The 13870-nt window shown below is 40.0% G+C and carries 14 protein-coding genes; 9 read left to right on the top strand and 5 right to left on the bottom strand.

Going from position 1 to position 13870, the window contains the following annotated elements; genetic code table 11:
• The first annotated feature begins 22 nt into the window (after nucleotides 1-22).
• From I4V84_RS13765 to I4V84_RS13735, 7 genes are all read left to right on the top strand, one after another.
• Nucleotides 23-961, top strand: a complete 939-nt coding sequence (locus I4V84_RS13765; protein ID WP_195992578.1) for a carbohydrate kinase family protein — start codon at nucleotides 23-25, stop codon at nucleotides 959-961.
• The gene (locus I4V84_RS13760) at nucleotides 958-1437 is read left to right on the top strand and encodes an ureidoglycolate lyase (RefSeq protein WP_195992577.1); all 480 of its coding nucleotides are present in this window, start codon (nucleotides 958-960) and stop codon (nucleotides 1435-1437) included. The genes I4V84_RS13765 and I4V84_RS13760 overlap by 4 nt, the downstream gene beginning before the upstream one ends.
• A gap of 11 nt (nucleotides 1438-1448) precedes the next feature.
• Entirely contained in the window at nucleotides 1449-1907 is a 459-nt protein-coding gene (locus I4V84_RS13755) for an ureidoglycolate lyase (protein ID WP_195992576.1), read from the top strand.
• 317 nt (nucleotides 1908-2224) lie between these two features.
• Complete coding sequence (locus I4V84_RS13750; RefSeq protein ID WP_195992575.1) at nucleotides 2225-3277, top strand: extracellular solute-binding protein; 1053 nt, start codon at nucleotides 2225-2227, stop codon at nucleotides 3275-3277.
• 73 nt (nucleotides 3278-3350) lie between these two features.
• Nucleotides 3351-4217 carry an ABC transporter permease gene (locus I4V84_RS13745; RefSeq protein WP_195992574.1) on the top strand — a complete coding sequence of 289 codons (867 nt, stop codon included), beginning with the start codon at nucleotides 3351-3353 and terminating at the stop codon, nucleotides 4215-4217.
• Entirely contained in the window at nucleotides 4214-5011 is a 798-nt protein-coding gene (locus tag I4V84_RS13740; RefSeq protein ID WP_195992573.1) for an ABC transporter permease, read from the top strand. The genes I4V84_RS13745 and I4V84_RS13740 overlap by 4 nt, the downstream gene beginning before the upstream one ends.
• An 18-nt stretch (nucleotides 5012-5029) precedes the next feature.
• Entirely contained in the window at nucleotides 5030-6097 is a 1068-nt protein-coding gene (locus tag I4V84_RS13735; protein ID WP_195992571.1) for an ABC transporter ATP-binding protein, read from the top strand.
• A 35-nt stretch (nucleotides 6098-6132) separates the two neighbouring features.
• On the opposite strand, the gene I4V84_RS13730 is transcribed toward I4V84_RS13735, so the two are convergent.
• Complete coding sequence (locus I4V84_RS13730; RefSeq protein WP_195992569.1) at nucleotides 6133-6891, bottom strand: GntR family transcriptional regulator; 759 nt, start codon at nucleotides 6889-6891, stop codon at nucleotides 6133-6135.
• A gap of 234 nt (nucleotides 6892-7125) precedes the next feature.
• Here I4V84_RS13730 and I4V84_RS13725 point away from each other — a divergent pair, with 234 nt between their 5' ends.
• Complete coding sequence (locus I4V84_RS13725) at nucleotides 7126-8409, top strand: amidohydrolase family protein (protein WP_195992567.1); 1284 nt, start codon at nucleotides 7126-7128, stop codon at nucleotides 8407-8409.
• Nucleotides 8410-8430: 21 nt separating this feature from the next.
• Nucleotides 8431-9174, top strand: a complete 744-nt coding sequence (locus I4V84_RS13720) for a creatininase family protein (protein ID WP_195992558.1) — start codon at nucleotides 8431-8433, stop codon at nucleotides 9172-9174.
• Nucleotides 9175-9297: 123 nt separating this feature from the next.
• Here the strand turns inward: I4V84_RS13720 and I4V84_RS13715 are convergent, their stop codons facing one another.
• From I4V84_RS13715 to I4V84_RS13700, 4 genes are read right to left on the bottom strand one after another with little or no spacing between them, the layout of a single operon-like run.
• Nucleotides 9298-10659 carry an 8-oxoguanine deaminase gene (locus I4V84_RS13715; RefSeq protein WP_195992556.1) on the bottom strand — a complete coding sequence of 454 codons (1362 nt, stop codon included), beginning with the start codon at nucleotides 10657-10659 and terminating at the stop codon, nucleotides 9298-9300.
• A 27-nt stretch (nucleotides 10660-10686) separates the two neighbouring features.
• Complete coding sequence (locus I4V84_RS13710; RefSeq protein WP_207748678.1) at nucleotides 10687-11574, bottom strand: nucleoside phosphorylase; 888 nt, start codon at nucleotides 11572-11574, stop codon at nucleotides 10687-10689.
• Nucleotides 11575-11589: 15 nt separating this feature from the next.
• The gene (locus I4V84_RS13705) at nucleotides 11590-12732 is read right to left on the bottom strand and encodes an SIS domain-containing protein (protein WP_195992554.1); all 1143 of its coding nucleotides are present in this window, start codon (nucleotides 12730-12732) and stop codon (nucleotides 11590-11592) included.
• A gap of 8 nt (nucleotides 12733-12740) precedes the next feature.
• Entirely contained in the window at nucleotides 12741-13664 is a 924-nt protein-coding gene (locus I4V84_RS13700) for a PfkB family carbohydrate kinase (protein ID WP_195992553.1), read from the bottom strand.
• Nucleotides 13665-13870 lie beyond the last annotated feature (206 nt).

Raw genomic sequence — 13870 nt, 5'->3', positions numbered from 1 at the left:
TACCTTTTATGGAGGGTGAAATATGAAGGAAAACTATGTAGTTGCTATTGGAGTTGCATGTATAGATGAATACTATGAGACAGACCACTGGATTCCAGAGGGAGAAAAATGTAATATCCGATGGAGAGAAAACCGAGTAGGCGGAATGATACCAAATGCAGCCTGTGTCCTGGCGGGATTGGGAGAAAAAACGTATCTGGTGACAGCATTGAACTCAAGCAGTGTCAGCGAAGTTATCAAAAAAAATCTGGAAAATTGTAAGCTTGATTTGTCTTATATGATCACCGATGATTCATTGTCTGATCCTAAATGTATTATAGTATCTACTCCAGCTGAGAGAAGTATTTTTGTGGTGGATACCAGCAATATACGTTATAAAGTAGACAAAGCTCTTTATGATCTTTTGATAAATGCCAGATGTATTTACACATCTATAATGGAATTTCACCGTTTGCAGAACTGGGAAACCCTTGCAAGGGAATTAACAGAGGCTGGCGTTGCGCTTATATTTGATGTAGAGACATCAACTTTTGACAGATGGGATGATCCATTGTTTTCTTATGCAGATCTTCTTTTCTTTAATGAAGAGGGATGGAAAAAATTTAAAAACGGACGTAGTGATGCGGAGACTGCACAAGGACTTCTGGAGGGAAATGTCAAGACTTTTGCAGTTACATTAGGAGAAAAAGGTTGTTATTGCAGAAATCGTGAATCAGAAATCAGACTTCCGGGAAATAAAGTGAATGTTATTGATCCTACGGGAGCCGGCGATACATTTAACTGCTCATTTACAGCGTGTTGGTTAAGAGGAGAATCTCTGGAATATGCTGCAGAATACGCAAATGCAGCAGCAGCGCACGCCGTTACAGTTGTAGGAGCCAGAGCAGGAATTGCTACAAAAGAAGAAACTGAGCAGCGAATGAGAGAATTTCGAAAAGAAAAGGAGGCTCTGGAGAAATGAAAAAGGGTACGATACAGCCGATAAGTAAAGAGGCATTTGCACCATACGGAGAATATTACAATCTGCAAGAAGAGCAGAATATTCAGAAAGAATTGTTTTTGAAATATAAGACAAAAGAATATATTGTAGGAAAACCTCTAAAATTTGGAATTACAGTCTGCAAAAATGAAAAAAGTTTTGTTGTAGACAGTATGGAAAGGCATCTTTCCTCAGAGGAAGTACAGTTTGCTGGAAGTAAACCGATAATTTTAAGCGTGGCAGACAGTGACCCGTGGGGGAATCCGAAAGAAGATGATGTGGCATCCTTTCTTTTGAATCCAGGCGATGCGATTGTGTTAAAAAAAGGAATTTGGCATGATGCCTGTCATTGTGTAGATGGTGAGACTATGTATTTTTTTCTGTCATATACAAATGGAGAACCCAGTGAAACAACCTGGCTTTCTGTAGTTCCAGATCCGGTATCTGTTGATTTATAGGGAGGTTTGACATGAAAGAAATCAAAGTAGAAAATCCTACGGTAAAAAGTTGTGCTCCTTATGGCACCTTTACCAGGCTTACAGATTATGAAGCGTTTCGTGGGGATGGCTGGGAATGCTGGATGACAGAAGGACTGTGTATGGATCAGCCTGGAAAATTAAGCCGGTGCCAGTGTGAATCGACGATTCCTTTTACATTGAATAAAATGTATAAAAGTTCTGGTCAGAAACTGCTGATATGCAGTCAGCAGGAAATGGTAATCACGGTAGCTTCCAGAAATGACGGGATGAGGCCGGAAGAATCGGAGATAAAAGCTTTTATCATGAAGCCGGGGGAAATATTACTATTACAACCGGGAATATGGCATGACATCTGCAGCGGAGCAGAAGTACCAGTAGAATACTATGAACTGGTATCTGAAGATGAGGAAACAGACGCAGAAATAGAAGAAGTAACAATAATCAAATAACAGATACAGATTGTTAAAAATTTACAAAGAGGTAAATATTCTCAGAGGGAATTATTTGCCTCTTTGTTTTTGTACTGCAAAAATATTCTGATTATTAGCGCAAAACTAAAAATATAAGTACTGAATTGGTAAATATTAATAAATTTAGCAAATTTAATTTGATTGTATTGACAAATTAAATGCTGAATGATATTTTATAAATATAACGTACGTCGTACCTTTATACACCTTAAGATTCTTGTCAACAGGATCTATATCCCTTACCACAGCGTCATATTGATGCATTACATTTATAAGAAGAATAGGAGGAGCACCAAATGAGAAAAAGATTTTTTGGTCTATTACTGACAGCAGCGATGGTTGCTTGTACAATGCCAATGACTGTAATGGCAGCAGACGGAGATTCCCAGGATTTTAAAGATGAAAATCTGGTAGTTGGTGTTTGGGGAGGTACAATAGAAGAAGTACTCCGTAAGAATGTAGTAGACCCGATGGAAGAGGAATACGGATGTAACATTGATCTTGTTTTGGGTGGAACCAGTGAACGTAAGGCAAAGATGTATGCAGAAGTAGACAATCCTTCTATGGATGTACTGTTTCTGAATATTTATGAATCAGCACAGGCTATTGCAGATGGTGTTGCACAGGATGTGGATCCATCTTTGAGTAATTTTGATTCATTATATGATTTTGCGCAGACTGGTGGATATGGAATGTCAATCATGGGACTTGGTATCGTATATAATGATGAACTGGTAACAGATCCTATCACTTCCTGGAAGGATCTCTGGAGAGATGATCTGAAGGGAAAAGTTGCTCTTTCCACATTCCCGAGTTTTGAGGATGATGCATTCGTAGACATCACTGCACAGGCATGGGGACTTGATCTCAAGACTCAGGAAGATGAAGTGTTTGATAAAATCGCAGAACTGGGCTCTTTCCCGTTATTCTACAGTGACCTTGATGAACTATTCCTTGAAATGAAACAGGGTACTGTAAAAGCAGCAGTTATGTTTAACAGTTACAGTAATGATTATGTTGAGCAGGGATTCCCAGTTAAATTTGTATATCCATCTGATCCAGGTGCTGTTCTTGCAAAAGATACTATTGTAATTGCTAAGAATACAAAACATGAGGCTCTTGCAAAAGAGTTTGTCAACCGTTGTCTCAGCGTGGAAACACAGACTGCATATGCAGAAGATATATATTTTTCACCATGCAATAAAAATGTTAAAGTTGATGACGAAACAGCTTCAAAACTTGTATATGGCGACGATGTAGATAGTCTGGTTTCTCTTGACTGGACGTATATCCTTGAACATGAAAGTGAATGGACAGATAAGTATAATAAACTTATTGAAGGTAATTGATAAATTCATTCTGAAGGGGGGATATGGAGAATGCCCGTATCCCCCTTTTTTAGGTACATGGGAGGTGAGGGAAATGAAGAAATCAACTAATAGAGCGAACATAATGTTGATTCCGTTGACAATCATATTTGTGATTCTTTTTGTAGTCCCTTTTATAGTATTACTATATTATAGTTTTCTGACATATAAGTCGGGGCAGGTAATTCCTACCACTCCTTACACATTAGGAGCTTATGCAAAATTCTTTTCGGACAGTTTTTATCCCAGAGTTGTGGGAAGAACTATTGTAATCAGCCTGGTCACTGCACTTATCTGTTCGGTACTGGGATATCCGGTTGCATATTTTATTTCAAAAAGTAAAGGGTATTTGAAAACAATCCTTTTGGTAATTGTAATTCTTCCACTCGTAGCAGGAGTTATGGTTCAGACATTAGGTTTATATGGAATACTGACCAGTTATGGTCCTGTAAACAATTTTTTACTTACATTGGGAATTATAGATGAGCCTATAGAGTTTCTGGGGACAGAAACCGGTGTTATCATTGGTTTGACTCAGGGATTTTTACCATATATGATTTTACCTGTAATGAATTCTATTCAAGCTATTCCGGATAATGTACTGGAAGCAGCAGACAATCTGGGGGCTAACAGTGTACATCGTTTTCTGAATGTAACATTCCCCTTAAGTAAGACCGGGGTTATTTCGGGCTTTGTACTCGTATTTGGATGTTGCCTGAATTCTTATACAACACCATTACTTCTTGGAAGAGGTAAAGTTTCTGTGATTGGTACAGCTATTTATCAGCAGGCTATGCAGCTTTATAACTGGCCATTTGCGGCAGCTATTGCAATGATATTGATTGCTCTTGTATTAGTTGTATTTACAATTACTACTCTTTTACCGAAGAAAATCCATAAGAATCAGGGGGGCGTGGCATGAAGAGAAGAAAATTTATTACAAAGATGATTTATTCTATAATTGTTATACTGATCCTTCTGTTTATTGTTTCTCCGATGGTAGCTGTTGTGGGGGCATCTTTTAGCACTACGAAATATTTTCAGTTTCCGCCACAGGGGTTCAGCCTTAAGTGGTATCAGGAAGCAATGGGAAATAAAGAACATATCAACGCACTGATGATCAGTTTAAAAGTTGCAGTCTGTGCCATGATCCTTTCTAATCTGGTCTGTCTTCCGGCATGCTTCGGTTTAACAAAAGGAAGTGGCAAAATTGCAAAAAAAGCACAGGCACTTTTTACAGCTCCGTTATTCCTTCCGATGATCGCTCTTGGCGTAGGGTTAATGCTATGGCTTGCAAAATTAGGAATTAGAGGTAACTTCTGGACCTTGGTGCTGGCACATGTTATTGTTGCAACTCCTTATTATATAAGAGTGGTGGGTGCGTGCCTGGCAGAATTTGATCATGGTCTGGTAGATGCTGCAAACAGCCTGGGAGCTACTCCAGGAAAAGCATTTTTTTATGTAACACTTCCATCTGTTGCTCCTGGAATTATTGTTGGTTCTATGTTTGCATTTATGCTTTCTTTTTCAGAATTGATCATTACCTTATTTATCAGTGCAAGCAATATGACAACGTTCCCTGTCAGAGTTTACTCATCCATGGTAACAGAGGGATTGAATCCTATGATTTTAGCATATTCCACTATAATCATTATCGTTGTTTTGATCGTTTCAATTCTTGCTGAGAAATTTGCTCACTGGTCGAAATATTTTTAAGGCAGGAGGACAAGAATTATGCTTGAAATTACTAATTTATCGAAATCATATAAGAAAAATCAGGTTTTAAAGGATACAAATATCACCGTTAATGATGGAGAAATGGTGGCTCTTCTTGGACCAAGTGGTTCGGGAAAGACTACAATCCTTCGAATTGTTGCAGGATTTATTGAATCGAATGGCGGAGATGTAAAAATTGACGGAAAAAGCATATTAAATCAGGAGGCCTACAAAAGAAATATTGGTGTTGTATTTCAAAATTATGCTCTGTTTCCGCATATGACAGTAAAACAGAATGTTGAATTTGGACTTAAGATGCATAAGGTTCCTGTTGAGGAAAGAAAAAGCAGAGTTGAGGAAGCGTTAAAAGTTGTTGATATGCTCCCGTATGCAAACCGTTATCCAAATCAGCTCTCCGGTGGACAGCAACAACGTGTGGCAATTGCAAGAGTGGTTGCAATACGTGCAAAATTGATGCTTCTTGATGAGCCGTTATCAAATTTGGATGCGAAGCTGAGACGGCAGGTTCGAGTAGAGATTAAAGAACTTCAGCGAAAACTGAAGATTACAACGGTTATCGTAACCCATGATCAGGAAGAAGCAATGACATTGGGAGATAGAATTGCAATCCTAAACGAAGGAAGGATTCAGCAGATTGGAAGCCCGATGGAGCTTTATGAAAAACCGGCAAATCAGTTTGTGGCAGGCTTCCTTGGCACTCCGTCTATTAATTTTATGAATATGGAAATTCAGAATGGAAAATGTTTTATAGAAGGAAGTGCTGTGGAAGATAAATATAAGACAACGGCTATGAAGAAGCTTTCTGATGGTAAATATACAGTGGGTATCAGACCGGAGCATATTTCAGTTATCGAAAAAGAAGCAGAACATTTCCTGGTGGAAGCTCCTGTGACATTGGTTGAAAATCTTGGTTCTGAGACGTTGGTCTACTTCCATATTAATGAAAAGAAATATTGCAGTAAAATGGCGCGCACCATAAGAATGGAGCCGGGGAAAAAAGTGCAACTGTCATTGGAATTGGAACATGCTACTCTGTTTGACGCAGATGGAAACAGCATATTATAAAGAGAAAAACGCGGCTTAAAAAGTCGCGTTTTTTGTCAGGAATAAAAAGGGGCCACAAGGGACATTACCATATTGTCCGGATGAACAAATACTTCACCGACACCAACGACCCTGTCGCTTATATTATAGATCACTTCATCAAAACAGAGAAGAGGGGTACCTTTAGGAATATCAAGCTTCATGCAGGCCTCATCATCAAATTTAATGTGGCATTTCATAGAACAGTAATCAATATAATTGCTTTCTTCATTTGATCCCTTAAGCATGTATTTCTGACTGAATTCAGGAAGACTTTCAACATGAATCTCAGAATCCAGGGTCTGAGTAATAAGCTCTTTGGGAAAATAAAATCTGGTATAAAGACGTCTCAGATTATCAGCAGAATAAATCCAGCAACTACGCAGAGCCTCGGTATCCTGAAAGAATCCCTGAAAAGCATTGCTTCCGTGTTCCTGATATTCCCAACTTGTTTCAATGGTTACATTTTTATACTGTTTTTTTAGCATTACACCAAAATCAGTATCCTGGTCAATTCTGTTTTCGAGTTGGAAAACAGAAGGATGCCCATAAGTTCCAAGTCCCTGATGAGATGTGATGATACGATTCATGCGAAGCCGGACGAGAGCGTCACGGACAGTTGCGCGGCTTACACCAAACAGAGAGGAAAGCTCTTCTTCTGATGGGAACTTATTATTGCCAGGAGTCATATGGGTGATATCTTTATATAAAGATTCATATGCCTGTTGGCTCTTGGTACTGCTTTTTAAAATTCTTTTTGCGTTCATTTTCTTCATACAGCATTCTCCTACATCCATATACATAATACAACATAGTTGCGTATACTTAATTATAATATGTAATGCACAAAAAAACAAGCAGAATGATGAACATAGTACGTCGTACAAATGAATAAAAAGTAATTTTTTTTTATTAGAAAATATTGAAATTGCAAAGGTTTCATGGTATTATATTAAACAAGGTAAGACGTACGACGGAACAATAAGCTAATGCATAATGGAGGTAATACAATGGTTAAAGGAAATAATATTATTCTTAAGAACATTGATAAGATTGTCAGTGGTGATATTAATAAAGGAATACTTCCTGGTGATACGATTATAGTCAGAGATGGACTGATTGCCGAAATAGGTTTTGAAAAAGATCTTAATCTGGATGGCATTGAAACTGTTGTTGATGTAGATGGACAGATTGTTTGTCCCGGATTTATTGACTGCCACATTCATAACACACTGGATGACTACGCTCCTCAGAGAGGCGCTGTTGGATGTTATTCTGATGCATTATATTATGGAACAACATCCATGGTATCCGAAGGAGAACAGGGACCAGGATGGCCACGTTTTTACGATGATCCTATAGGCTGTAAAGCAGCAGCTATTTTATCAAAGAGAGTATTTGACCGTTTTCGCCCGGGTGGAGCACTGAAGTTTCATGGCGGAGCATTGGTACTTGTTCACGGGCTTACAGAACAGGATTTCAAGGAAATGCATGAAGCAGGTGTGTGGTTGATAGCTGAGATTGGCGGTGGTGGTCTCTGCGATCCGGCAGAAGTAGAACCGATGCTTGAGTGGGCAAGAAAGTATGATTTCTTCTTCTCAGTACATCTTGCACCGCCTTCTATTCCAGGTTCTTCTTGGGTAACATCAGAAAATATCCTGAAGCTGCGACCGAATAAGGTTGCACATACTAATGGCGGATCTACAGGTGTGGAGTTTTCACATATCCAGAGACTTATGGATGAGTGTGATATTCCACTTGAATTGGTTGTAAACGGAAATTTTGTGAACTTTAACAAGATGCTGAAACATATGGATAAGAAAGGTGAACTTAACCGTCTTGTAATGGGAAGCGATTCACCTACAGGACAGGCATCTATGCCAGGAGCAATGAACCGTTGTATCGTAAAGGCATCTTCCCTCAATGACATTCCGGCTGAAAAATGTATTGCTATGGCGACGGGAAATACAGCAGATCTTTACGGACTGAATACTGGTAAGATTGAGGTTGGGCGTGAAGCTGATCTTCAGGTAATCGACAATCCTCCGGGTTCTTGCGGTACAGATGCTCTTAAGGCAATTGAGTGTGGAGATCCGTTTGGTAATTCACTGGTTATTGTGGATGGACGCATTATTGCATATCGTGGAAAAGATTCCAGACCAACTGCCCGTACATGTAAACTTGAAGGAATGCCAGATTTTGTTACTGGAATTACAGAGCACCTGTTCTTCCCTCCACAGCTTGGAAGACATTATGAAGGCATCAGTGCACAGACTGGTTTTAAAGTATTATAATAAAAACGGGAGGTAGTGACAATGCTCCATTATTATCGTGAACTTAGCTGGAAGCAACATCAGAATCTTCAGAAAGAAAATCTGTATGCAATGCTCTGCATAGGTGCTATTGAACAACATGGTCCTCATCTGGCAGTAGGAACAGATGATATGATCATTGAATATATTTTGCGACGGCTCATCGGAGATGAAGAGATCGTTCCGGAAGTTTACGTGCTGCCTCCTCTGCATTTTGGTTTAAGCCCTGAGCATATGAACCTTTGCGGGACGATAACTCTGACACCGGAGACTTTGATGGCTGTCATGGGAGATATTCTTGCTTCACTGAAACAGCATGGATGGGAAAAGCTGGTGATTCTGAACAGCCATGGTGGAAATAAAGGCTTTCTTCATGGAATGGCACAAGAATGGAAAAGACGATATGGTCTTGAAATATATGTTCTTGAAACGATGCATCCTATTTATTATAACAAGGCGCAGACAGTAATGGAGACTGCTACGGATATGGAGGTGCATGCAGGAGAGGACGAAACGTCACAGATGTTGTATGAATTTCCGGAGACTGTAAATATGAAAGCATTGGAAAACGGATTTGATCGGAAAATCCCTGCACTTCCCCTTCGCAGAGATTCCTGGTTTACGAAAGAAATGAATTCTTCCGGAATCATTGGAGGAGCACATCTGGCTACTCGCGAAAAAGGAGAAAAGCTTACAGCATTTATGTGTCAGAATGTAAAAACGCAGTTAAATTCTTTAGAAGATTGAAAGCTGCGAAGTAGCATTCGGTGTAGAGCCGCGTAGCGAAGCGGATTGCGAATATCTGCTTGACTTTTAAAAGCAACTTAAAACCCGGTATTCTGAAGCTTCAGGATACCGGGTTTTTATGACTTACAGATTCTTCAAATACCGGGTTATTTCTGTTTCGGAATCATATACAAGCTTTTCCTCATCTATAGAAACAAGTTGGCTGTTTTCTACGGTTATTTTACCATTTACAACTGTATAATCAACAGGCCCTTTTAAGCCTACAGTGCCGAATACAGATAATGGATCACGACAGGCACCTACAAGCTCCAGGCGGTTTTGACGTATCATAAAAAAGTCTGCACATTTTCCGGTTTCAAGACTTCCGATTTCATTTTCTCTTCCAAGGAGACGTGCACTTCCTATTGTTGCCATCTTTAAAATGTCATATCCGGAAGGGGCTTTATCGCTGGAGTTCAGACGATGAAGTAAGAAACACATACGGATTTCTTCAAGAAGATTAGAACCGTCATTGCTGGCACTTCCGTCTACACCAAGTCCAACCGGAACTCCAAGTTTCAGCATTTCCGGAATTCTTGCAATACCAGAAGAAAGTTTCATGTTGGAAATCGGACAGTGACATACACCGGTTTGAGTGTCAGCGAGAAGCTTTAACTCTTCATCATTAAAATGGATACCGTGTGCATACCATACATCATTTCCAATCCAACCGAGCTTTTCCATATAAGCGAGTGGGCGTAAACCAGTAGTTTCAATGGTAAATTTTTCCTCATCCAGAGTTTCGCAGAGATGTGTGTGCAGTCGGACTTTGTACTGTCGCGCAAGCTTTGCACTTTCTTCCAGAAGTTCAGCTGAAACGGAAAATGGAGAACAAGGAGCAAGTGCTATACGTTTCATGGACTGGAAAGAAGTATCATTATACTTTTCAATCAGCCGTACACTGTCCTTCATAATTTCATCTACTGTCTGAACGACGGAATCAGGTGGAAGACCACCATCTTTTTTTGAGCGATCCATACTTCCTCTGGAGAAGTGCATACGTACACCAAGTGTTCGGGTGGCTTCCCATTGAGCGGCAAGAAGATCTCCGGCATTATTTGGAAAAACGTAATGATGATCAAAAACAGTTGTACAGCCATTTTTCATCAGTTCACCCATTCCGGTAAGAGAGGAAAGCCGAATAGTATCTTCATTCAGATTTTTCCATACTTCATATAAAGTAGTAAGCCAGTCGAAAAGTTCAAGATTCTGCACCTGAGGAAGATTTCTTGAGAAAACCTGATACAGGTGATGATGTGTGTTTACAAGGCCTGGATAACAGATCATGCCCGTTCCGTCAATGACAGTATCAGCAGTATCAGGGAGATTATTTCCAATGGATTTGATAAGCCCATTTTCACAATAAAGGTTTACATTTGTATACACATGATCCTGTGCATCACAGGAAACTAGAGTGTCAACGTTTTTAATCAGTAAAGTGCTCATATGTATATCCTCCGTATTATCATATTTTTATAAATCCGGAACCCAGTATTTTTTACCGGATTTTTTGGTTGCTTCGTCCATTTTGTGAAGATTGGCAAGACCGTCAAAGGCAATATCAATTGCATGATCCTGTCCATCACCGGCAGAAAAAGATTCTCCGGTAACAAGATTATTATCAACAGAAACGACAGCACCGCCTCTGCGTCCAAAGAGATTACAGAGTGTGACGATGCCGGAAGATTCGCGATCCCAGTACATAACCCGCGCACGATTATAATAATCAATAATCTCTGCGTGACGTGGCTGGAAATATCCTCCTACAGATGGGCGTCCACATCCTACGTGCTCGCTGTCCTGAGAACGACCTATGCCGATATGGTATGAATAATTATGGTCATCTGCGGATTTTGCAAGTGCTGCGACAAGATCATAGCTACAGGAGGCCGGGTAAGATGGAGTAACATATGATTGACTCATACCCTCGTCACGGACAACACCATTGGCTATTACACAGTCACCGGAACGCACATCTTCATGTACCCCGGCAGCACCGCCAAGCCGTATAAATGTATTAGCTTTTGTATAATGCATAAATTCTACAAGAATCAGTTCTGCCTCAGGACTTCCGCTTCCACCGGATACAATGCTGATATGTGCGCCTTTATAATATCCGCTATAAGTAGTGAACATGCCTGATCTGCCGGCGAGAACTCTGTTTTCAAGTCTTTGGGAAAGAACTTCAGCCGGATCGCCACCATATACAAGAAGTGGATCTCGTACTACCATGATAACGTAATCTCCAACAAGTTCTGGATCTATCTGTGTCAGGGCTGGTTTTCCGTCAATGACAAAACCACCTGGTTTTAAGCGATCTGCATAATCATAATTTGTAATGATTTTTTTAAAACAATCCATTTAATATACCTCCTTTTACAGTGTGATTTTACTTTTCATGATAGTCGGGAAACCCTCACCATCTTTAAAAGGTCCTTCGAAATATGGTCCTCTGTGCCCATGCATGTAATCGTCGCCTTCTTTCAAAGGCATATAAGCGGTAAGGGCAGCTACGAGAAATGAAAAAACGAGAGGCGCAAAATACTCTTTTAGTTTATACGGAACAAAAACAGTATGAGTTCTGTCAGCTTCAAATTCAGTACTGTCAGTAATAATGAGACATGGACGTTTCTGGTGCTTCATTGATTTTTCCATTTCTAGGCAACGAGGATAACATCTTGCATCTTCTGAACATATCAGGACAGTTGGGATATGTTCTGGATAAAGAGAGAAGAAATTCATGTGAGCAAATTCCTCTAACTCAGGACTGAGAGCTGTATAACCGGTAGCTTCTAGTGTTTTTGCCATGCCAAAATCAGAGGAAGCACGGCAGGGACCGGCTGCCAGAAATTCAACTCTTTCTTCTCTGGCGCAAAGTTCTGCAAATGACTGTAATTGAATACGATTCTGATCAAGTGTGTCAGAAAGTTCTGTACAGAGCTGGCGGATCTGTGCGATGAGCTCTTTTTCATGATCAGAGGAAATTTTATCGGTTTCTTTTGCAAGATGTACGGCAAGAAGATATAAAGAAACCTGGGCAACTGCAAAACTTCGAACTCCGGGGATAGGTATTGGGTCGAAAGAAGGTACAGGTGCATTGAAAATATAGGAGGCTGCTTGGGCACCGGGGCTGTCTGGATTAGATGTGATCAAAACCGGATGATAACCGGCTTTGGCCATAGCCATGGTGGCTTCTACACCTCTTACCATATATCCGGAATTGCTGATTCCAATCACCAGTACAGAATCAGGTTCCGGCATACAATAACCCGGTGCATATCTTGACGCCTGCATGGATGTAAGAGCGAAAGAGGGAAGATTGCAGAGCTGCATAAATGCGCCTGTTGCGCCGAGAGCTGCAGACCAGGAATCACCACTGCCGTAAAGGTATACACATTTTAGTGGAAATTCAGAAACTTTTTTTGCAATACGGGCAGCTTCTTTATCTAAGGCAGAAAAAACTTCTTTCAATAAGGCTGGTATGCTTTCTATATGTTTTAAATAAAGATTTTCGTTCATATGACCTCCTAGACTAGTTGAGTAACACGGCTTCGTAAATTATTTAATTTCTGGTGTGCATCAGCCATAAGTGTTGAGTCTATAACAGGAGGAACACCATATTGCTGAAGAATATAAGAAGCGGAAATACCGGCGCAGAGCCCGGCTTCTACTATATCACCATCAGACTGGCAAAAACCTGTGACCAGACCTCCGGTAGAAGAGTTACCGCCACCAGTAACATCTACTACATTGGTAGGAACAGCAGGAATTAGGTATATTTGTTTCCCAGATGAAACCAGAGCTCCTTTGGCACCCATTCGGAGAATTACATTTTTAGCATTCAGCTTGAAAAGTTCTTTTACAATATCTACAGGATCAGATTTTCCTGTAAGGCGTTTTCCTTCTGTAAGATTAAAGGAAAAAAGATCGATATCGCGGAGAACATCTCCAATAAAATCACGATTATCCTGACAGGCAGATGCCCCGAAGATTTCCCAGCAGGAAACAGAAGAACCGGATTTCAGAAAAGGAAGAAGATCATTCCAGAAACTTTCTTCGCAGTCTTTGAAAAAGTACATTCCTTTACAATTTTTATAATTTGCCGGAATTTCTGAGATGAGAGGTTGTGATTCATGATGAGAAGCACAGTTAGGGAGAAGCAGTTCTTCACGTTCTCCATCAGGAAAATAATTCAGGCGTGCATGAGTACAATTTTTATCTCTTCGTCCACCGGAAATCTCAATCTGATTATTGATAAACCAGCTGTCATAATTTCCTTCATAGTCAGGGCCGGGAGCACAACAAAAGCCTACATGATTCGACCAGATACGCATTCCTGCTACGGCATAAATACCGCCACCAAGCTGATTTATATGATGTTCTCCTGATGGGAGATAAATATCATCAATCAGAAGTTGGGTAAGGACATAATAATCAACAGAAGATGCCATATTGTTTACCTCCTTTACTTAAAAAATATGTAGTACGTCGTACCTATATTTTACAGTGGCGAAGAAAAAATGTCAATGTATATAATTCATTGGGAAAATGAGAACTTTATAATTTCCCTTTTCCCCCTCTGTCAAGCGTTTTTGAAAATGTCCTAAAATAATTGAAGTATTAGCCCCGGCTTTTTGCTGGGGCTTGTTATATTGAT

Source organism: Ruminococcus sp. 1001713B170207_170306_F1 (genome assembly GCF_015668065.1).
Classification (GTDB): Bacteria; Bacillota; Clostridia; order Lachnospirales; family Lachnospiraceae; genus Blautia_A; species Blautia_A faecis.
This window is presented reverse-complemented; position numbering and strand designations above follow the sequence as displayed.